This is a genomic window from Saprospiraceae bacterium, assembly GCA_016709995.1.
Classification (GTDB): domain Bacteria; phylum Bacteroidota; class Bacteroidia; order Chitinophagales; family Saprospiraceae; genus JADJLQ01.
Genome location: JADJLQ010000001.1, coordinates 2986219 through 3007744 on the forward strand (window position 1 = coordinate 2986219; position 21526 = coordinate 3007744).

At 42.1% G+C, this 21526-nt stretch carries 19 protein-coding genes and 1 pseudogene; 9 read left to right on the top strand and 11 right to left on the bottom strand.

From position 1 onward, the window contains the following. The first annotated feature begins 85 nt into the window (after positions 1-85). Positions 86-2095, top strand: a complete 2010-nt coding sequence (locus IPJ09_12635) for a TonB-dependent receptor (protein ID MBK7372265.1) — start codon at positions 86-88, stop codon at positions 2093-2095. Between the two features lie 11 nt (positions 2096-2106). On the opposite strand, the gene IPJ09_12640 is transcribed toward IPJ09_12635, so the two are convergent. Beyond that, positions 2107-3051 (bottom strand): hypothetical protein, encoded by a 945-nt coding sequence (locus IPJ09_12640; GenBank protein MBK7372266.1) that lies wholly within the window; start codon positions 3049-3051, stop codon positions 2107-2109. A 108-nt stretch (positions 3052-3159) separates the two neighbouring features. Between IPJ09_12640 and porQ the strand changes: the two genes are divergently transcribed. Next, positions 3160-4206 (top strand): type IX secretion system protein PorQ, encoded by a 1047-nt coding sequence (gene porQ, locus IPJ09_12645; protein MBK7372267.1) that lies wholly within the window; start codon positions 3160-3162, stop codon positions 4204-4206. Positions 4207-4216: 10 nt separating this feature from the next. Here porQ and IPJ09_12650 read toward each other — a convergent pair whose 3' ends face one another. Next, a complete protein-coding gene (locus IPJ09_12650; protein MBK7372268.1) occupies positions 4217-6346 on the bottom strand; it encodes an OmpA family protein in 2130 nt (709 codons plus the stop codon). A 114-nt stretch (positions 6347-6460) separates the two neighbouring features. Here IPJ09_12650 and IPJ09_12655 point away from each other — a divergent pair, with 114 nt between their 5' ends. Next, positions 6461-7120: a DUF4294 domain-containing protein gene (locus IPJ09_12655; GenBank protein ID MBK7372269.1), complete on the top strand. Its 660-nt coding sequence runs from the start codon at positions 6461-6463 to the stop codon at positions 7118-7120. 124 nt (positions 7121-7244) lie between these two features. Here IPJ09_12655 and IPJ09_12660 read toward each other — a convergent pair whose 3' ends face one another. Beyond that, positions 7245-8300: a YncE family protein gene (locus IPJ09_12660; protein MBK7372270.1), complete on the bottom strand. Its 1056-nt coding sequence runs from the start codon at positions 8298-8300 to the stop codon at positions 7245-7247. Between the two features lie 94 nt (positions 8301-8394). On the opposite strand from IPJ09_12660, the gene IPJ09_12665 reads away from it, so the two are divergent. Continuing rightward, positions 8395-8577: a type II toxin-antitoxin system HicA family toxin gene (locus IPJ09_12665; GenBank protein ID MBK7372271.1), complete on the top strand. Its 183-nt coding sequence runs from the start codon at positions 8395-8397 to the stop codon at positions 8575-8577. Positions 8578-8592: 15 nt separating this feature from the next. Further along, a complete protein-coding gene (locus IPJ09_12670) occupies positions 8593-8970 on the top strand; it encodes a hypothetical protein (GenBank protein MBK7372272.1) in 378 nt (125 codons plus the stop codon). 125 nt (positions 8971-9095) lie between these two features. Here IPJ09_12670 and IPJ09_12675 read toward each other — a convergent pair whose 3' ends face one another. Next, positions 9096-10199, bottom strand: coding sequence for a lactonase family protein (locus IPJ09_12675; GenBank protein ID MBK7372273.1), 1104 nt, complete (start codon positions 10197-10199; stop codon positions 9096-9098). Positions 10200-10385: 186 nt separating this feature from the next. Here IPJ09_12675 and IPJ09_12680 point away from each other — a divergent pair, with 186 nt between their 5' ends. From IPJ09_12680 to IPJ09_12690, 3 genes are read left to right on the top strand one after another with little or no spacing between them, the layout of a single operon-like run. Then, a complete protein-coding gene (locus IPJ09_12680) occupies positions 10386-11297 on the top strand; it encodes a metallophosphoesterase (GenBank protein ID MBK7372274.1) in 912 nt (303 codons plus the stop codon). A gap of 29 nt (positions 11298-11326) precedes the next feature. After that, on the top strand, positions 11327-13105 hold the full coding sequence (locus tag IPJ09_12685) for a hypothetical protein (protein ID MBK7372275.1): 1779 nt from the start codon (positions 11327-11329) through the stop codon (positions 13103-13105). Between the two features lie 37 nt (positions 13106-13142). Continuing rightward, on the top strand, positions 13143-14072 hold the full coding sequence (locus tag IPJ09_12690; GenBank protein MBK7372276.1) for a bile acid:sodium symporter family protein: 930 nt from the start codon (positions 13143-13145) through the stop codon (positions 14070-14072). 94 nt (positions 14073-14166) lie between these two features. Here IPJ09_12690 and IPJ09_12695 read toward each other — a convergent pair whose 3' ends face one another. Both IPJ09_12695 and IPJ09_12700 read right to left on the bottom strand, forming a co-directional pair. After that, positions 14167-14442: a hypothetical protein gene (locus IPJ09_12695; protein MBK7372277.1), complete on the bottom strand. Its 276-nt coding sequence runs from the start codon at positions 14440-14442 to the stop codon at positions 14167-14169. A gap of 199 nt (positions 14443-14641) precedes the next feature. Further along, the gene (locus tag IPJ09_12700) at positions 14642-15403 is read right to left on the bottom strand and encodes a creatininase family protein (GenBank protein MBK7372278.1); all 762 of its coding nucleotides are present in this window, start codon (positions 15401-15403) and stop codon (positions 14642-14644) included. Positions 15404-15538: 135 nt separating this feature from the next. Here IPJ09_12700 and IPJ09_12705 point away from each other — a divergent pair, with 135 nt between their 5' ends. Further along, complete coding sequence (locus IPJ09_12705) at positions 15539-16312, top strand: class I SAM-dependent methyltransferase (GenBank protein MBK7372279.1); 774 nt, start codon at positions 15539-15541, stop codon at positions 16310-16312. A gap of 15 nt (positions 16313-16327) precedes the next feature. On the opposite strand, the gene IPJ09_12710 is transcribed toward IPJ09_12705, so the two are convergent. From IPJ09_12710 to IPJ09_12730, 5 genes and pseudogenes are all read right to left on the bottom strand, one after another. After that, on the bottom strand, positions 16328-17773 hold the full coding sequence (locus IPJ09_12710; protein MBK7372280.1) for a sulfatase: 1446 nt from the start codon (positions 17771-17773) through the stop codon (positions 16328-16330). Positions 17774-17876: 103 nt separating this feature from the next. Continuing rightward, positions 17877-18639: pseudogene (locus IPJ09_12715) on the bottom strand (sugar isomerase domain-containing protein). A 67-nt stretch (positions 18640-18706) separates the two neighbouring features. Continuing rightward, a complete protein-coding gene (locus IPJ09_12720; protein ID MBK7372281.1) occupies positions 18707-19807 on the bottom strand; it encodes an MFS transporter in 1101 nt (366 codons plus the stop codon). A gap of 22 nt (positions 19808-19829) precedes the next feature. After that, the gene (locus IPJ09_12725) at positions 19830-20768 is read right to left on the bottom strand and encodes an ROK family protein (GenBank protein ID MBK7372282.1); all 939 of its coding nucleotides are present in this window, start codon (positions 20766-20768) and stop codon (positions 19830-19832) included. A gap of 28 nt (positions 20769-20796) precedes the next feature. Then, complete coding sequence (locus IPJ09_12730) at positions 20797-21387, bottom strand: hypothetical protein (protein ID MBK7372283.1); 591 nt, start codon at positions 21385-21387, stop codon at positions 20797-20799. Positions 21388-21526 lie beyond the last annotated feature (139 nt).

Below are 21526 nucleotides of genomic sequence, written 5' to 3' on the forward strand. Positions count from 1 at the left end.
ATATTGCACTTTGAAAATTTAATCTAAAAGCTTTGGCCTATTATTTTTTTTTAGAATATTAATGATGTTTAATTGAGCACGAAAAATGTATAAAATTTTCACTCCTACCATCTTATTTTGCGTGTTCTTTTTTACCTCGCCCATAAAAAGTCTGGCTCAAGATACACTGTCCTCCCTATCAACCGATTTACCAGAAATTCACATCAGCGCTTATTCAAATCGGAGTGATTTGATCAGGATACCTGCAGCATTACAGGTTATTAAGGATACCCTCCATGTAGACCATTCTTTTTCACTGGCTTCAGTCTTTAACCATGCACCTGGAGTGAGACTTGAAGAGCGATCACCAGGCAGTTATCGCTTAAGCATCCGGGGCTCTACCTTAAGGTCTCCCTTTGGAGTTAGAAATGTAAAAGTCTACCTGGATGGATTTTCTCTCTCAGACGGAGGAGGAAATACCTATCTGCAGTTGTTGAGCCCGGAGCTGATCTCCAAAGCCGAACTACTCAAAGGCCCGGCTTCCAGTATGTATGGTGCAGGGTCCGGAGGTGCATTACTGCTGTCTACTGATGATGAAGTGAATCAATTATCTCTATCGTTGGGTTCCTACTCCCGGTGGCAGGAATCTATAAAATTCCATCATCAGTATAAAAAATGGAAGGTTCAAGTCTTCCAGAATCACCAACAAAGCCAAGGCTATCGGCAGCAATCTGCTATGGATCGGGATCTTATATTTGCCTCACAATCTTATCATACCACCAGGTCTGACTTGAAGCTATTCCAACTCTATGGAGACCTTTTCTACGAAACTCCCGGAGGATTAAATTTGGATCAGAAAACGGCGGATCCAAGGCAAGCTAGACCAGCAGCGGGTCGTCTGCCAGGGGCCGTAGAGCAACACGCCAGTATCAATAATAAAACTACCATGATTGGGGCCGGCTACCGATACGACCTATCACCTAAGTGGAGTATAGACCCAAAAGCTAGTCTGTGGTATACTGATTTTAGAAACCCTTTTATCACTAATTACGAAGTAAGGTTTGAGAAAAATGCCTCTATCAAACCGGAGATTAAATATTTCAATCCTACTCCGCATGGCAATATGGAGTGGATCACCGGACTGGAATATCTGAGCCAGGCCAATTTGATCAAAAATTTTGGAAATAATAAAGGCAAGATCGATACGCTTCAGGCGGCCTCCAATATCAATTCTAGCCAAAACAATGTATTCACCCAATTACAAGTCAACCATCGAAGTTGGCAATGGCTGGCTGGACTGAGCCTTAATCAACAAACATTTCAATACAAAGACAGAAGTGCCTCCTCTTTTATCAAAAAACAAAGTGGTTCAGTCCTGATGCCCAGGATTTCTATGTCGTACAGCATCTCTAATCGTAAGAGTATATTCATTTCAGCTGCCAAGGGTAATTCTCCACCTACCGTCGCCGAGATCAGGCCCTCCTCCGGAGAATACAATGATCAACTACTGCCTGAAAGCGGTTGGAATCTTGAATTGGGCTTAAAATCTTATGGGCCACGCTGGTCCTATAATATCAATGTATACACTATGCAGTTGAAAAATGCCATTGTGCGACGAAATGATGCTGCCGGAGTGGAATATTTTGTCAATGCCGGTGGCGCCGATATCACCGGAGCTGAGGCTTGGCTAAAATATGATTATAAAACCTTAAGTTGGTCTGCGACTACTGCCTGGCAGCCTTATGAATTCGTCAGTTATAAACAACGCACTACTGACTTCAGCGGGCTCGATGTGACCGGAGTGCCTGCTCATACCGTATCCAGCCAGCTAAATTGGCGGGGAATCCCTAAAACCAATATTGGAATAACCTGGTATTACCAATCTACCTTGCCCCTCAATGATGCCAATACATTTCTATTGCCTGCCTATCAGCTTCTTAATGCACATATGGTGTATGATTTGACCCAAACTCTGAATATTGGAGTATCTGGCGAAAATCTTTTAAATGCTGACTACAGTTCTGGGCCGGATATCAATGCCGCTGTGAACCGATTTTATAACTCAGGGCCTTTGCGCAGTGTCATGGCTACCTTAAAATGGCGATTGAACAAATAAAGTCACACGATTCAACTTAGTAGCGAATAAGAGATCAACATTCTATCATTTTTCTTCCATCGGATCCACCCTTTGGAAATCGGTTTATCATCGTTATCTACTAATAGCACCTCCATCCATTCACCTTGTATAGCGATAGGCTGCAGCGTTAAGTTATCTAGATCCTGAATCTTCACCACACTGGCATTGTCGACTGGTTTTGCTTTGATCGGATGGTGCACGGGGTCCAGCATGGATACAGCATATACATTCAATAGAAAGCCGGGCCATTCAAGATATTCGGCACTTTCAGAATCTATCCATATAGTTTGGCCTGTGATTTTATTGCCGATGACTTCTAAATAATTCCGAGTGATCGTTTTAGTTTTTAGGTAAAAAATATCATAGTCCAATTTTAAATGTTCTGGATAAAACCAGGCAGGAGCATAATCTATTTGATAATTGAGTGAGCCAAGGGATATTAGTAGACTATCAAAGACCACATATCGAACCTCCGAAACGGAGGGTGAGCTCTGTTGGTAAAAATATAATTTTCTCTGATCAGACAGCCCAGGTTTGGCAAGTCCCATGCCCATCGTCGAATCAGACTTTTGTATAAAAATATGATCGTGCCTGGAAACTGCTGAAAAAAAGGATGGAGATTCCTGGTCGATCGATCCCACTTCATTCGCTTTTCCCGATAAAGACATTCTATAAGTTACCCATCCGATAATGATTATGGTCAGAATAAAGAGACCTGCAAGCAAGATTTTGTGTTGTTTATGATCTAATTTTTTGATGCTGCTCCATCCAGCTACTATCCCGACTACCATGCCTATCACACCTGTCCAAAACAGCATAGCCGATCCCACAAAACCTGATTGGTTATCTGCAAACGCCGAATACAACTTCATACCTAAAAATGCTCCGGCAAAAGCGGATAATAGGATGATCATTATTCTTTTAAGTGTCTGCATGTGCTCTAAATTAAATATTATTTACTTATTTCTCCCGTCTCGCGTCGACTAAGCATGAATTTTCTTTAACCTATCTATTAGTCCTTTTATGGTATTTTTGAAATTTATATGAGGATTAACACAAGAGCCTTAGTGGTATTAGTTGCCTTGGTAAGTTTGTTGATGATAATAGATCTAAGGGCACAATCAGGAGGGAAGTCAGTATTTCAGGTACTTACTTTGGCTCCTTCAGCCAGGACCGCTGCTCTCGGAGGAAACTATATCAGTGTAAGGGATAGTGATATCGTACTGGCACAATTCAATCCTGCTATAGCGTCCCTCTCCAGCACAAGGAGTATTCACTTTAACCAAAGCTTTTATTATGGAGGTTCAGGATATTCCAACATAGGCGTTGCCCATCATCTTCTGAAGGAAAATATCACCTTGATAGGAGGATTTCAATATCTCCAACATGGTGATCTTACTGCTGCAGACGAATACGGCAATAAAACCGGCACTTTCCATGCCAGTGAAATGGTCATGCTGATAGGTGCTTCCAAAAAATTGTTTGACCCATTGAGTATAGGTATCAATCTCAAATATATTTTTTCACAACTTGAGTCCTATAATAGTAGCGGACTTGGTATCGATCTCGGAGCACTCTATACCTTTAAAGATGGCAGGCAATCTATGGGCTTGACTATAAGAAATATGGGTACTCAGTGGGATCTGTATCAAGACACACGAGAGTCATTACCCCTGGACATATTACTAGGCTATTCTCAACGCTTAGAACATGTACCCGTGATTTTCACGATCAGTGCTCATGACCTGAACCGATGGCAATTGAGATATGAATCTGTAAGTAACGAAGTCTCGATATTTGGAGAGCCTGCAGCTGCTCCTTCGGCCTTTTCTCAAGGAGTTGATAATTTGTTTCGACATTTGATCTTCAGTACTGAAATATTGCTCGGCAAATATGCCCCGCTTAGATTGAGACTGAGCTATCATCACCAGCGTCACCAGGAACTTAAAGATTTGTCCTATCGTGGCCTATCAGGCTTTGCCGGAGGCTTTGGCATCCACCTTTCCAGGCTTGATATTGATTATGGCCTGGCTAATTACCATTTGGCTGGCTCCATACATTCCATTGGAATTGCATATCGGTGGAGATGAGTCAGAAAGATTATTCAGTGATTAAAATCTTTACTCCTGCAAACTCAGATAGACTGGTCTGAGACTCATCTACAGTGACACGTGCACCATCAATTGATTTAAAAATAAGGTATTCTTTTACACCCATAGCTCTTTGCAGTGCATATTTACCGGGATCAGACAGTAGTTCGGTTTTAGAACACATCCCTACCAGGGTGATTTTTTTAGATCCATTATTGATAAGGTGATCTACCAGTTTTCTAATCTCCACAAAAGAAGATTCTTTGATTGCCAGTTGATTGGGTATAAAAATTATGTCTCCAAAATGATGCAGGGTGACCGCGGGAGGGTTCACTGGTGGAGGGAAGGGGCTTTCGGATACTGCCTGATTTGGTTTCTCTTCTTTTAATTCGGGAACAAATTCCATTTCCTCAGCAGAAGTAATTACCTGTCCATCCTGGCCTATTGGCTTGACTATGGGATCTGGCAAGTCACTCAATTTTATTTTTTTGCTTAGGTCAGATTGGGTGATGTATATCTCCACCCTTCGGTTTTTAGATCTGTTTGATTCAGAGTTATTTGGAGAAATAGGTCTGGTGCCACCATAACCGACCGTGTTGATTCTGTCTGAACCTATATGCTTGTTGATCACCAGGTATTTTTTGATCGATTCTGCCCTGGACCTTGACAAGTCCAACAATTCGTGAGCGATGCCTACACTATCTGTATGACCTTCTATCCGTACCTGCATACTTTTGTTTTGATTCATGAGATTGGCCAGCTTATCCAGTTCAGGAAAGGAGGAAGCCAATACTTCAGGTGTACCTCGCTCGAAGTAAATATTTTGAAGCTCTACTTTTTGTTCATTTTCAAGGGGAGTGAGATAAAAATCGATCTCATAAATCAGGGTTTTAGATTGGGCTAATATCGATACATCCACCAATTGATTTTTTCCGACGAATCCGATTTTTCGCGGAGACAACCTCAGTAGATCTTTTTTTTCTACGGTCAACTCAAACTTACCATCTGTTGTTTTCACAAATAGATCTGAGGTCGGCAGTCGACTCGGGCCATAATACAGGTCTGCGGTCATGAGCTCCTGGGTCAAACTATTTTTAATCGTACCCCGCAAGGTGATGGATTGGTCGAGCTTGACGACGGGGTTTAGGTCAGCTCTAAAGATATCACTGGTGCCATCCCTTTTAGAAGTAAAGTAGATATAGGTATTGGGTTCTATCATGATGGGGTTACTATCATCGTAAATAGAATTTATAGGCTCTGCCAGGGGTTGAGGGTCGGTCCATTTGGTCCAGGAATAATCCAGTCTTCGGCTTACATAAATATCCATTCCCCCCTTCCCTCCGGGACGATTACTCGCAAAGAATAACCTGGTCTTGTCTTCTGATAGAAAAGGAGTGACCTCCCGTGCCGGTGTATTAATGACTAGACCAAGATTCACTGGTTCACTCCATAGATTATATTTCAATTTAAAACTTACATACAAATCATTCTCGCCAAAGCCTTCTTTTCTTTTCAATGATAAAATGATCACATCTCCGTCCTTGCTCATGCTGATATTCACTTCCGGAGAATAACTGTAAAAATCATGTACATAGATCGGATCAGGAAAGGAATATGAACCATCTGCTCTACGATCCATAAAAGAAAAACCTTTGAACATGCTACCATCCCTGCTAAAATGATTGATGATCACCAATGTATTGTCATCCGGCGAAAGTGAACAAACACTGTTGGGCAAGGCATTATTGAGTGGAAAACCCGGCTGATAAACCCGATCAAACAGTTGGTCTCTGGAGTCAGCTACCCATATATCCTGGTTGATATTGGAAGAGACCGGATTGGGCACATCTTTCTCAGCGATCTGAGAATAAACAGATCGAAGCATTTCAAAATATTCCCTTTCCGTCAGTGTCTTAGACAAATCCACCTCGTCTTGTATCAGGGTACGGTTAAACTCAGGGGTCCCTATCCGGGTAAAATAAAGGGTCCGGCCATTGCGGGTGACTACCGGTGAGATCTCATCATATTGGTCTGAATTGATCTCAGGCCCCAATTTTTCGATTTTATATTGCGCAGTTAGAATTTGTGTGCCTACAATCCATAAAATAAAACCAATTTTGCCTGATTTACTTTGCATCATTTATGAGAATAAAGATCGTATCCACGCATGACTAACAACGAGAATTTAGTTATTAAAGTATTAAGATTTGATGGGAGTCAAACTTTTGCGCGAAGTTCGCATGTTTTAAGCACAATGTATAGGCGGTGGTTCCTGATTTATGTTATTATTTCTGTCAGTTTACAGGCTGTACAGGCTCAATCATCCATACCTACACCTGCGCAAGTACAGGGGCCAGCTGCTACACAAGCAGATCTGGAGGTAAAAAAAGTAGTCCAGGGTCAAGTCGTAAAATTATTGATCAATGGGGATGATACCTTATATATGGCAGATCTGCAAGATGTAAATATCTCTTCGCCAAGGAGTTTTAATAGTTATGATGATTATCGGTTATACATGCGCTATAAAAGATACGCTGCTGATGTCTATCCTTTTGCCAAAGAAGCTATCGAGGTCTTTCGGAAAATAAAAGAAGAAACGGAGGATCTTAAACGCGGAAAAAGAAAAAAATTCATCCGTGATCTCAATAAAGAGTATAAAAGCGATTACAAGGAGACTTTTAAAAATATGACCAGGACCCAGGGCAAGGTGATGATCAAAATGATAGAAAGAGAGCTTGATGTCTCCTTTTTTGATCTGATCAAAGATGTCAGGGGTGGTTTTACAGCAAGCTATTGGGATACTTTCAGCAGATTCTATGGATATCGCCTCCGGGAGAAATATCAAAAAGGGGATGAGCCCATTCTCGATGCAGTGCTTCAGGACTTTAACATCACCGCTAAATTAAAACAGTAGATCACCATATAATTGGTTTGACCCCCAACTCTTGAGATCAGGAGACTTCACAATGCGTCCAATTCTTTTGGTGAGCCACTCAGAGATTCCTGTTATTTAGCCATTTATCAACCATAACTGAGGCTTACCTGGTACCAGCCTGTACAGCCTTGCCGTCTTTGAAATCGATTTCCAACAGCTTTTCACTGACTACCAGGTGGGCAACGATTTTTTTGGTTTTTGCATCAATCACATCCCCACTGGCTGCATATGCATAATCGCCAGGTATGCTAAAAGTGATCCATCCATTGCGGCCGGAGAGCGGTATATCTGCTATTTTATGGTGCGGATTGACAGTGGCATCGAAGACATGGATAAAAGGTCCGGCATCATTGGAAACCCAGATTTCTTTCTCATCAGGCGGAAAATTTACCCCATGACTGGTGGTGAGATGGCCTCCACGTTTTAATTCAAACCCTGCTACATCTACCCGACCTATCCGTTTGCCGGTAGTGATATCACCGATCTCATAGCCCAGCACACCATCCAGATTGACATAACAATAATGATCATCATTGGATACCGCAAAAGGCCTGATCCCTTTGGGCCCATTGTGCTTTTTCTGCGTCCAACCCCAGGGGTCCTCCTGGTTGGGCTGAAACGGGCCTACCTGGCTGATTATTTTATTGGTCTTAACATCAGCTACATATAGATATTCATTGCCAAGGGCTGCCAGATACATTTTGGTGCCATCTTTACTGGCCCAGGTATTGTGAGGATTGCCATAAGGTATGGGTATATTGGCGACGATCTTGCCCTGGTCTGCATCTATTACATCCCAACTCCGGGCATGCCTTTTAGGGAGGTAGATATATTTGCCATCCGGAGTCTGGGCATGGCTGTCAGGATAACCAATGATCGGAATCGACCACAATATTTTTTCAGTCCGTAGGTCTACACATACAAACTGATCATTGGTATAAGAACTAAGATATAGCCTGCCCCGTGTTGCATCGGCACTGACGCCTTTGTATTCTCCTGTACCGGGCACTTCAAACTTTTTGACCAATTGATGTTGATTTTCAATATCATAGATATAGATCCACCCCTGATCCTCGGCTACATATATATAGCGTCCTGTCTGAGCCTGGGACAAATAGGATAAAGACAACAAAGCTATTGATAAAAATATCTTGTTCATGAATTGAATATAGGGCTTTATTTAAATCTTGCCATTAAGGATGTTATCCAAAAATAAACATCTAAATTAAGTAACAAATATGTTACCTTTGATGATGACTGCCCGGGAAATTTTAAAAATACTTTATAAAGATGGATGGTTGAAGATATCTCAAAAAGGCAGTCATCTTCAATTAATTCATCCAATAAAAAAAGGAAAAGTTACTATACCCATCCATTCAGGAGACATGCCAAAAGGAATTGTAAATTCAATCTTGAAGCAAGCTGGATTAAAATAGCTATATAAATATACCATGAAAAAAATACAATTAATAATCGAAAGAGGGCCTGATAAAAAATTTTGGGGTCGTATCCTTATTGAAGACAATCTGATTGTTGATTCAGCAGAAACCGTAGGTGAATTAGATTTAAAAATGAAAGCTCTTTTGAATCAATTTCATGATATGAATATTGAACAATTAGATCATGCGTACGATATCAGTGCTTTTTTTGACAATTTTAATTTTCTAAACCAATCAAAGATTGCTCAATTAACTAACATAAATGCCTCATTACTTCGTCAGTACTCTTCCGGAAACAAGTTTCCTTCGTTCAAACAAACTCAAAAAATAGAACACGCCATTCATCAGCTCGCTAAAGAATTGAGCATGGTTACTTTGATTTCAGGTTAGAAATCATCCAATAACTTTTAATAGGTAGACTTGAATAGGTAAAAGGTCAAAAGCTTCAAATTGTTGCTTTTAGGAAAGGACATATTAAGGTTGCTAATTCGTGCAATTCACTTATCACTTTCCCATCATTGTTTTTTAACCCATTTAAGACAAACAGGTTTGTTGACTGTCAGCCTGGTACCGGTATCTGTGAGTAACCCGGTATCCTTATTCACTTTAAAGACCACTACATCATTGCTATTTTGGTTGGCTGCCAACAGATAATTGCCCGTAGGATCAAAACTAAAATTTCTGGGCATTTGTCCCAGGGTGGACTGAGTTCCTACCATCGATATTTTGCCATTAGACTGATCTATTTTGAAGATACCCAGCGTATTGGATTCACCCCGATTAGACCCATATACATATTTCCCATCAGGCGATACATGTACATCGGCTGATCCATAAGGTCCTTTGTAGTCTGATGGATACGCGTTGAGAGAGTTAAGTTCTTTCAATTTACCTTTACTATAAGAAAGTGCTGTCAAATTGCCAGAGAGCTCTTCCATGAGATAAGCCCACTTGCCATTGGGATGAAACTCCAGATGACGGGGACCTGCCCCGGGTTTTGTTTTATAAAAACTCGGTTTATTTTGATTGATCTTGCCGGTACCATCGATGGGATAGATCATAATTTTGTCCATACCCAGATCCTGGACCAGCAAGTATTTATAGTCAGGAGAAAATACCGCAGAATGAGCATGAGGACCATCCTGGCGACCTTTGACTACACTGCTACCCTGATGCTGAATGTTGATCGGAGCCTGGAGTGAGCCATCAGCAGCGGTGGGATAATATACCAGGTTGCCACTGGAATAATTAGAGGCAGCTATCCAATGCCCTGATTTATGTACAGAAACGTAGCAAGGATGATTACCCATCGAGGATTGGCTATTTAACCACTCCAGATGCCCATTGGATGCATTTAGAGTATAAGAAGATACGATTCCACCACTTGGCTGACCCGATTCACCAACAGCATATAAGTGCTTTTGAACCGGAGAAATAGCTAGAAAAGAAGGATTTTTTGCAGCAGTCTTTTGCACGAACTGAAAAGCCCCGTTATGGCTATCAAAGCTAAAAACTTCAATACCATCAGAGGGAGTTGTCGAATAGGTACCTACTACTAAAAAATAGTCGGCTTGCCCTGCCAATGGATTTGCCATCAGGCCGGCGATGGAAAAGAGCACGAAACAAATAATTTTTTGCATTTGCCAAAAGTACAACCAATAAGGACAACTGTAAAATGCTTTTTAGGCCTCTCCCCAGAGCCTCAATTTTCAATCAATTAAGGTATTCCAACACTACTTTGGTTAAAGTATAAGGAGATCTATATCTTTGCCCTGATCGGTCCAAATTCTAAAAACGGACCAGCTATGTTTGATATAATAGGAGATATTCATGGACATGCCTTACAATTGATCAAGCTTTTGGACAAGCTTGGATATAAACCCAAAAAAGGATTGTACCAACACGAAAAACGAAAAGCCATCTTCGTTGGTGACCTGATCAATCGCGGTCCGGACTCAAAAGCAGTGTTGGAGATCGTCAGACCTATGGTCCAATCGGGACATGCGAAAGCCATACTTGGGAATCATGAGCTTAATCTGATGGCTTTTTTCTGCCTCAACGATCATAACAAACCCCTGCAGAGCCATAATATCCGCAACATCCTGCAATTGGTACCGGTCTTAGAAAGTTTTAAAAATGCCGAGGCGGAACTACATGATTATATAGATTGGATGTTTTCACTGCCTTTATTTTTAGAATTTGAAGATTTTAGGGTAGTTCATGCCTGTTGGCACCAGGAGAGTATTGACTATGTGAGAAAACATTTTCCACACAATAAACTCAATAGAGAATTGTTAATCAAAACTTTTCAATCCCGGGACCAGGAAAATAAAGCCCTCAATATTATCTTAAAAGGGGTAGAGATCCCATTACCCAGGAATAAGAGGGGACTGGACGCAGAGTCTGTGCGCCGCGGATTTACACGGGTGAAATGGTGGGAGGATCACCATGGCAAAACCTATAGACAACTATCCACGCAAGCCAAAAGCAAGCTCCCTAATTATAAGGTCCCTTCTAATTTGATAAGTTTAGATCTGAAATATCTTGAAAAGGCTGTTCCGGTGTTTTTTGGTCATTATAACTTGAGTGGGCATCCCCGCTTATTGGGAAAAAACATCTGTTGCCTTGATTTTGGCGTAGCAAAATCTGAATCCATCACTGCCTATCGCTGGCATGGCGAGCTTAAATTGGACAAAAGTAATTTTGTTCAAAGCTAATCTTAAACTCCAGTAGATCACACAAAAGAATGTCAGTTAATTATAATCAAAGAATCGATCGGTTTCAATCCATTATCAACGCTCTTACCCACCAAAGTCAACTGATCGGCCGTGCCCGACTTCTGACTTTTGTCATCGGCATCGCCTCGGTCATCTATTTGTGGAACTACACGCTTTTTTTGGCTGGGGGCCTGCCTGTTATCATTGTCATATTTCTATTTTTGGTTTCAAAATCAAAACACATCGAAAACAGTCTGATATTGCATAAAAATCTTTTGCTCATCAATCAAAATGAGCACGCCGTATTGTCAGGCCAGTACGCTGATCGTCCTGCTGGCGATCAATATATCTCAAAAATACCTGGTCAGGATAATGATTTGGATATCTTTGGACCCGGCTCTTTGTACCAATATATCAATCGCTCTGTTTCTCAGCAAGGGTCAGATAAGGTGGCTCATATGCTTGGTAGTCTAAACAACAAGACTCAGATTTTATTGCGTCAGGAGGCACTTAAGGAATTGAGCGCCAAATTGGATTGGCGTCAGTTATTGATGGCGATCCAAATGCAACATCCTGTCAGACAACAAACGCAGGACTTATTGACGGATTGGATTGGCCAGAAAGATCTTTCTGAGGAGCTTTTATTAAAAAAAGTTTTTGCCGTCATTTTATCTATGTTGTCTATCACTGTTACGCTGGCATATGCTTTTCACCGCATTTCGATCAACAGGTATACCCTTTTTGTATTGCTGATGTTTGGAGTAATAGGGTTCATTGCATTTCGAGCGAATAAATGGTTCAAACACTTGGATCGTATCTCTAAAGAGCTGTCCACCTTACTCCCCTGTATTGAAGCGATAGAACAAGAATCCTTCATCAATCCATTGTTGCAGGACATCGCTCAAAAAGTCAAAAAGCCTCATTCCTCTGCTGCCAGTATCAAAAAATTAAGACTCATCCTGGAGCGGTACGACTACAGACTCAACCCCATAGTACATATCCCGCTCAATTTTTTTACGTGGTGGGATCTGCAAAACTGGATAGCACTGATCGCCTGGAGAAAAGAATTTAAAGGAGATATTCAACACTGGTTTGAAGCACTGGCAGAAATAGAAGCACTAAACTCCTTTGCCAATCTTGCACACAATCATCCCGACTGGGCCTATCCTGAAATCCAGGATGAGTGGTTTGTATTAGAAGCAAAAGGGCTGGCACATCCGTTGTTGCCAAAATCTAAAGCTGTGGTCAATGATTTTACCATGAAATCTCCTAATCGCATCGATTTGATCACCGGCTCCAATATGGCGGGGAAAAGTACTTTCCTGAGAGCCTTAGGTACCAATATGATCCTGGCAGGGATAGGATCACCAGTGCACGCACAGTCATTTATCCTCAGTCCCGGAAAAGTAATGACCTCGATGCGTATCTCAGACAATCTCCAGGAAGAAACATCTACTTTTTACGCAGAACTCAAAAAAATCAAAGCCATACTCGATGCAGTTCAACAAAAGCTACAGGTGATCATCCTGATAGATGAAATGCTCCGTGGCACCAATACTGAAGATAGAAAACTTGGGTCCAGAGGACTCATCCATCAATTGATCCAATCAGGCGCCGTAGGCATCATCGCCTCCCATGATACTGCTTTGTCTACCTTCAAAGACCAATTCGACGAGGCAGTCAAAAACTATTATTTCGATTCGTATATCGATCAGGATACACTCAAATTTGATTATAAAATAAAAGAAGGTGTCTGTACCTCAGCCAATGCCAGCTTCCTGATGAAAAAAATGGGTATCGATATCTAAAAACCTTTTGTATTTTGTTCACAATTCAATCGATTGCATGAAAAACTATACTTATACCATCTTCATTATTCTAGCTGTCATCGTAGCTTATTTTTTTCCCGGTTTATTTATAGAAGCTGGAGGTATAAAGCTCACTACCCTCATCATGCCAATGTTGCAAGTGATCATGTTTGGGATGGGGACTACCATGTCTGCAGATGACTTCAAAGGAGTCATACAAAATCCAAAAGGAGTATTGGTCGGTCTGATGTGCCAGTTTGCCATCATGCCTTTTTTGGGATTTGGTATTGCCAAAATGTTCAATTTTCCTCCTGAGATCGCTGCGGGTATCATCCTGATCGGCAGCAGCCCAAGTGGTCTTGCATCCAATGTGATGGCCTATATCGCAAAAGCCAATGTTGCCTTGTCTATTACGATTACTTCGTGTGCTACTTTGTTAGCACCATTTCTTACTCCATTTTTTATGAAGTTTTTGGGCGGAGGGTATATCAATATTGATGTGTGGAAAATGATGTGGGATATCACCAAGATTGTGATTCTACCGATCTTATTGGGTGTAGGGATCAATGCCCTATTGCCTGCATTATCCAAACGATTACAAAAAGTACTCCCTTTGATTTCTATGGCGGGAATCGGCTTTGTCATCGTCACGGTTACAGCTGCAGGTCACGAATCACTGGCTACCGTAGGAGGATTATTATTGGTAGCAGTATTGTTGCATAACCTGGGTGGTTTTGTAATCGGCTACTTCAGCTCCAAATTATTATTCAAACTTCCGGAACAAGATTGTCGTACAGTAGCGATCGAAGTCGGCTTGCAAAATGGTGGACTTGCTTCGGCACTGGCAGTGCAAATGGGTAAAATAGCGACCGTGGGTTTGGCTTCTGCCCTGTTTGGCCCATTGATGAATATCACAGGTTCTTTATTGGCAAGTTTTTGGGCTACCCGACCGGTTAATTCCAAGTAGGGGCTGGATGAAATCCGAAGAAATAAGCGGTATCTATTGTCTAGGGTAAAACCTGGATGGTCAATGATGACTTACTGGTATCCTTTCAATTGTTTCACGGCCATGCCACTTTTTCAAACTTTCCTTTGGAATAATCCAATCCTGTTCCGCATTCAAAATTGGCCAATAGCCTATTTCCGTCCAATATCCATTCTTTAAGTGATTGAAGCGTCAGCATATCGAGGTGGATGGTTTGACCTGGGATACTACCATGCGAATTAGTGACCTGATCCGGTGCAGAAGGATCAATCCATAGATAATCAAACTGGCCTGTCAGTATAGCATGCCTAATGCCACTTTCCATATCCTCCGCCACGAGGTAGAGGTGCACTTTGTCAGCTCGATGGATGGTGGTGACATTCGTTGATTCTTTAAACTCGGTGATGACAGCAATGGGCGTCGCAGATTAATTGTCAGTTCCCAACTTGAGAGCAGGTGGGGTCGTATCGGCAGAAGGGATTCTGACGAGTGCAGGGTAAGATTTGCATGCAACCAACATCATCAAAAAGCATCAAAAGCAACTATTCGTTTCATTCATACAGGTCCTCCAGGTCGGCTTTTGCAAGGGATTGAAGAAAATCAGAAAGCTTGGAGATACAAGCTTCCGTATATTGTTTTCCTTTATCAGGTGTGGATAAGGATGGATCTCCGGAACCTGTATCTTTAGTGATAGCCGTCCAGCTACGCTGTGCCTGAGCCCATCCTTTGCGCAAAGCATCTATTTTGAATTTTTTGGTACTTCCGTCACCAGCTTCTTCCAGTGGCAATAATAGATCAGGACGGATATGCATCATGCTACTGGTCTCGAATTCGTCAGCATGATCTCCTGGCTGATCAAAATAGTCTTTGGTCGGCACAGCCTCCCACCAATTGACAGAACATACAAACAGTGAAGGAAAATAAAAAGAAAGCTCCCGGATTATATTTTTAAAATTATTCCCCCCATGACCGTTGACGATAACCAGTTTGTTACAACCAGACCGGACCAAAATATCACAGATATCTTTCATAATGATCATCTGGGTACTGGGCAATAAATTCATGCTAAAGGGTATGTCGAGCTGACCAGTCTGTATTCCATAACTCAAGGTTGGCAAGATCAAAACTTTTGCGCCTGCTGACCATGCTGCTGCTGCAGCTGTCTGTGCGATATGATTGACCTGGTAGTTGTCAGTACCATAAGGCATGTGGTAGTTGTGAGCCTCCGTTGCTCCCCAGGGCAAGATGGCTACTTCGTAGTCCGTGGTTTTGACTTGTTTCCAATTGGTTTCTTCCAGGATATATGGTCTGATCATGTGGGAAAGATAAGGAATTGAAGGAGATTTAAAAACGGCACCCTGGACAAGGATGAATCCGGCGCAATATGCACTGCCTTTATTGTATATTGATGGAGCGAAAAATAGAAGGTTTGATAAAATTGGTTGCAAGTGAATAGTTTTTTGATGCGTATTTTTTTCAGGATATGGTACTGGTATATCAGCACCCTTGACAAAAATGGAGAAGTAATGTTCATGAACTACGGCTACGCAGACAATGAGCAGCCCATCACTCTCAAAGTGTCAGATGAGAAAAACAGATATTCCGCGCAACTATATCATCTGGTAGCTACCGGAGTCGATATTTCAGGAAAAGATATACTGGAAGTAGGTGCCGGCAGAGGGGGTGGGTTAGATTATTTGTTCCGGTATTTACATCCGGGATCTGCCACAGGAATAGACTTAAATGAAAAGGCTGTTCAATTTTGCAATCGGCGTTACCAGAATGAAAGCATTAAGTTTTTGCAGGCAGATGCTGAAAATTTGAGTTTCGAAGACTGTAGTTTCGATGTCCTCCTCAATGTAGAGTCCTCGCATGGCTACCCCCACATGGATAAATTTCTCGCTCAGGTACACCGGGTTTTAAAACCGGGAGGTTATTTCCTGTTTGCTGACTTTAGACTTCAGGAGGACATCAAAACTTTAAAAGCACAACTAGGCTCCTCTAATTTGATTATCATACGTGAAAAAAATATTACAGATCACGTATTTGAGGCTCTTACAAAAACTACGAACGAACGATTGTCATTAATACAAAAATTGGTACCCACCTTTTTACACGGTATAGCAAAAAAATTTGCCGCCATACAAGGCAGTTCGATGTTTGAAGCCTTTGCCAATCATCAGTATGAATACCTGTATTTCGTATTAAAAAAACCTGAATAAACCTTTTATTTAAGCTCAGTTTCCTCTCACTCCTGTCCCCTTTTTATTTGTCAGGTCGTCCCCCAGGTCTGCCCTTGCGACTTCGCCTAGTTTCATCAATTCAGCGACGACTTCAGGGTTGAATTCGGATACATCATACTGCTCCGCAGGATCGCGTCGCAAGTCATATAAGCCTGCAGCAATAGCCACATTTTCAGGAGCAGGACCGGGGAATCCGTCTTTTCCAGGCTTTTGATTCAAATAGGATCGACCAGGATGCGGAAATACATACTTCCAATGATCTTTGCGCACTGCTTCGAGGGCATTCTTGCGGTAATAATAATAAAAAGTAGTTCTAGGGGATGGTGAAGCAGGGTGAAACAACAAGGTAGAAATATCCAAGCCATCAATTTTATGTTCCGGCAGCGAGGCATCAGTCAGTTTGGCAATAGTGGGAAATAAATCAATCGTGGAACATAACTGATTGCAGATCTTTCCCTCCGGGATGACTGACTGCCATCTCACTATACAAGGTTCACGCTGGCCTCCTTCAAATGAAGTTCCTTTGCCCTCACGAAGGCCTCCTGCACTGCCAGCATGATTGCCAAAATTGAGCCAGGGACCATTGTCGCTGGTGACGATGACCAGCGTGTTTTTATCCAGTTTATTTTTGGTCAACGCTTTCATCACTTCTCCTACGGACCAATCCAATTCCTGCACCACATCGCCATAGGTGCCTTGTCGACTCGATCCTTTAAAATCTTTGGATGCAGCGATCGGGACATGGGGCATGCTGTGCGGCATGTACAGGAAAAAAGGACCCTTTTTATTTCGCTCAATGAAAGAAATGGCTTTCTGGGTATACCTTTTGGTCAGTAGTGCCTGATCATCCAGCGTGAGCACTGAGTCCGCTATATCATTGCCATCAATTAAGGGGAGCGTTGGAAACCTCAGCTTATTTGCAGCGGTTGCAGGTTTGCCATCATAATCAACCGGCCACATATCATTGGAATAAGGTATGCCAAAGTATTCATCAAAGCCATGTTGCAAAGGAAGATATTCTTTTTTGTCGCCCAGATGCCATTTGCCATATATTGCTGTATGGTACCCTTTTTGTTTAAGCAATTGTGCCATGGTAGTTTCTCCACTGCTGATACCTGTATTGGCACCTGGAAACAAAGCACCACTGATTCCAATCCGGTTGGGATAACAACCCGTCATCAACGCCGCCCTCGAAGCTGAACAAACCGCCTGGGCTGAAAGAAAATTGGTAAATCGGATGCCCTCTGAAGCCAACCGATCCAGGTTAGGCGTCAAAATATCCAAAGCGCCATAACACGACAAGTCACCATATCCCAAGTCATCAAAAAAAATAAGCACGATATTGGGCACGACCGGTTTGGATTTTTCTATAAATGCATAGGCACTCATCCCGAGGATTGTAGCCAGCAACAAGTATCGTAATTGTTTCGATGTAAACATGTTGATTAAAATTTATCTAAAATATTAAATTCAAAACTTATAGATTATGCAAATATCCATAAATTAATATTAGACTTAAGCCATAGCAAAATGGACAATATGATCACACCCCGGCAATCCTGCGCTTGTACTCACTTAATGCATCCTCCAGTCGTTCTTTGGCAGTCTCATCTCCAGGCACATTGTGCGACGGATGGATATACAGCTTAACGCCTCGTTCTGCCAATATTTCGGCTACAGTCACCACCGTCATCCATACCGTAGTGATAAAGGCCATGGTGGACACCGGACCGACTTTATCTATATGATTTTTTAATGGCACAGAAGCGTCGCCCACCGGAGCACAGGTATCTACCACCAAATCAGCTATATCGAATATGGTCTTGCCACTAGAGTGTCGGGATACCTTGCCTTTGGCAGCAGCTGCCGAGCCATAGGCGATCACTTTCATCCCTTTTTTCTTGGCTTCCAGGGCTACATCGATATTGACATTATTGATACCAGAGTGAGAAAATATCCACATGGTATCGCGGGGGTCAAAAGTATATCCTTTCATGATCTCAACACCATATCCTTCTACACGCTCTAAAAATACAAATTGGTGCACCCCAATCTCTCCGGTGATGCGGGTAAAAAAAAGTCAGGGGCAGCTCGACCATAGGATGAAATCCTACAAAACCACCGATTCGTGGATACATTTCCTCTACCGGTATGGTCGCGTGGCCACAGCCAAAAGTATGCACCCACCTGCCGGCTTCTATACTATCAGCCATGATAACTGCAGCCTGGTGTATTTGTTCCATTTGAGTTTCTTCGATGCGAGACATGATCTCCAGTGCGTTGGTCAGCCATTGTTTTGCAAGCATATTCGTATTTAATTTTTTAGTGATTATATATTTGATTTTTTGAACACTCCGTAGGACAATACTGCCATCAAGGTAAACAAGGCGAATAATACTGCCGGGTAATACTGCATACCAAAACTTCTGCGATCCAACCCATACCATAATTCATCATCATATTTCCAAATAAAGCTATCGTAAGTACCAATCCAAAGGCAGTCCCGGAAAACTGAGCATATCTGCCACCCAATATAGCGAGCATCACCGGAAATCCTGCTGCCAACCCTCCACCACAGACGACCAATCCTATCACGGCATGAGCAAAAGATCCAGCCAATTGTATAATCAAACAACCGATACCCAACATAATAAAAGACATCATCATGATCTTTGCTGAGGATATAGTGCGAAATACACTCCCCAACAATAATCTGATGACCGCCATACCTACTACAAATAAGGATAATCCATACAGTGCATTGCTCTCCGTAGCCAGCCACTGCTGTGACAAATAAAGCGTAGTCCAGTTATTGATGACACCTTCAAAGCTACTTTGACAAAACAGAAAAAAACCAATCAGTAATAATAGAGGCTCTTTGATCAATTTTATTGAATGCCGGACAGACATTTGACCGGAATGTTTCGCTTCCGGATACTTAGTCAATAGTATGAAAGTACCAATCAGCACAGGCAGTATACTTACCCCAGACAGGATACTTTGAAAGGAATATAACTTATTTAATATGCCCAGCAGCAGAGGCATACCCAAGGCACCCAAAGCAAAGAATACCCCCAATAAACTCAGATTGGCTGCTTTGTGTGATTCACTGATATCCGACACCACTGCATTGGTTGCCCCGTTGATAGCACCACCTCCAAAGCCAAATAGAAATACACAAATTTTTAACACGCATAAAGTTCCGGCATGAGCAATTCCCTGAAAACCAATAAACATCAGGAAACAAGACAAGACTAAAAACACCTTGTATCCATACCGATCACAGACAGGCCCGAATACCAGGGAGCCTAAGAGGATGCCAAGGGGCAAAATTGAAAATAAGGTGCCGGAAGAAATTTTATCCAGATGGAATTTTTCCTGCAATCCGATAGCCACAGAGCCCAGCGTGATCAATCCAATCCCGAACAGCAACATGCCCAGGCAGGCAGAGATAAAAACACGTTTTGATTGCATGGATGGCTACCTGACTTTTAATTTATGGTGAAGATACGTTGCTTAAAGCCAGGTAGGCTGCTCCGTACAAAGGGGTGTCACTACCAAGGACAGAAGGGGCAAAACGGACCTGGGTCATGCTGATGGGCTGGGCCCAAAGACTCGCTTCAGCTTTGATAGCATCCAAAAACTGCAATGCCGGTCCAAAGACACCTCCTCCAAAAATAATTTTCTCCGGATTAAAAATACTGATCAGGTTGGCGCATGCCATGCCCCAATACTGTACGCATTGTTTCAATACTTCCACGGCCACCGGATCACCAGCCGAAAACGCATCAAACACCTCATGAGCAGTAATTTTAGAATGAAGGAGTCTTCCTCCATAACCTTGATTTTCTTCTACTAACTCCTGAGCTAACCGTGCTATTCCATCCCCGGAAGCATAGTATTCAAAACACCCGCAGGCATCATACTTTTGACTATATGGTTTTTGAAGGGCCATCCATCCGATCGCGCCGGATATATCGTGTGCTCCATGTAATATCTTGTGATCTGCCAGAATGCCGGCTCCTATTCCGGTCCCAATGGTCAGGAAAATGGCATCCGAACATCCTTGAGCATTGCCTTGCCATACTTCTCCCAGGATACAACAGGCTCTATCGCTGTCGATGATCACCGGGATGCCAGGTACAGCCGATTGGACTTTGGACTGCAGGGGATAATCTTCCCAGTCATTGATATTGGGAGCCCATACACTTCCTGTCTTTTTTCTACTGATCCCAGGAACTGAAATCCCAATTCCAGAAATGATTTCGTGCTCTTCGTGTAACATTTCCAGGACAAGGTCCACAATCATAGAACCTACTGAATCACCTTCAGCATCATCAAGCATAGTTATTTTTCTATGAACCAACTCACCATTTTGAAGAAACAAGGCAGCTGCTATTTTCGTGCCTCCCAAATCAATTGCGATCACTGCCATGTTTAATTTCTGGTTATGGAATAATCTATTAAAGTATCCTATATTTCACTTGGATTCTATGATCTTTATACACCTCTTCCGGGCTGATATACGTGTCATTGTAATGGATCACTACACCAGATTTGGCCAGGATGTCACGCACTAATTCGCTACATATATACGCCCTGTTTTTCTCTCGTCTGCTGATTCTTAATAATATACGAACCATTATTCTGGCGATCTCGTAATTGTCATAAGGTCTGGTCAGTTCGTCCAAACCAAAACTTATTCCTCTGTTCAAGTTTTCTTTTGGGATAGGTTCTTTGAGTTGTGCGACCACGATCTGCCCTTTATATGGACGCCTTTTGCCGTTATAATCTTTAATGTATTTAGAGAGAGGTATGAGTCGGATACCGATATACGGCTCCGCTTCCAGGAGCATGACTCTACCCAGTTCCTGATCTACATAGACGACTGCCACATGACTCCACACACTCTTGGTCAGATTCTGAATGGCTCCAGAAAACAGGTAACTTCCAGAGCTAAAAAAAAGATCACCCGTTTTAAGAAAAGGTCTGATTTTATCATAAGGAATGATAGGTAGCTTTTTGAGTTCTGCTTTAGTAATCGCTTCTGCCATAGATCGGTAAAACTAAAAAAAATATACTCAAAACCTATCAATACACCCCCATATTTGCCTAAAATAAAAGTATCAAAACTGGTAAAGCATTATACTCCCCAGTCGCTTCAAAGGCCTGATAAGCAGGGATCAGCATTCG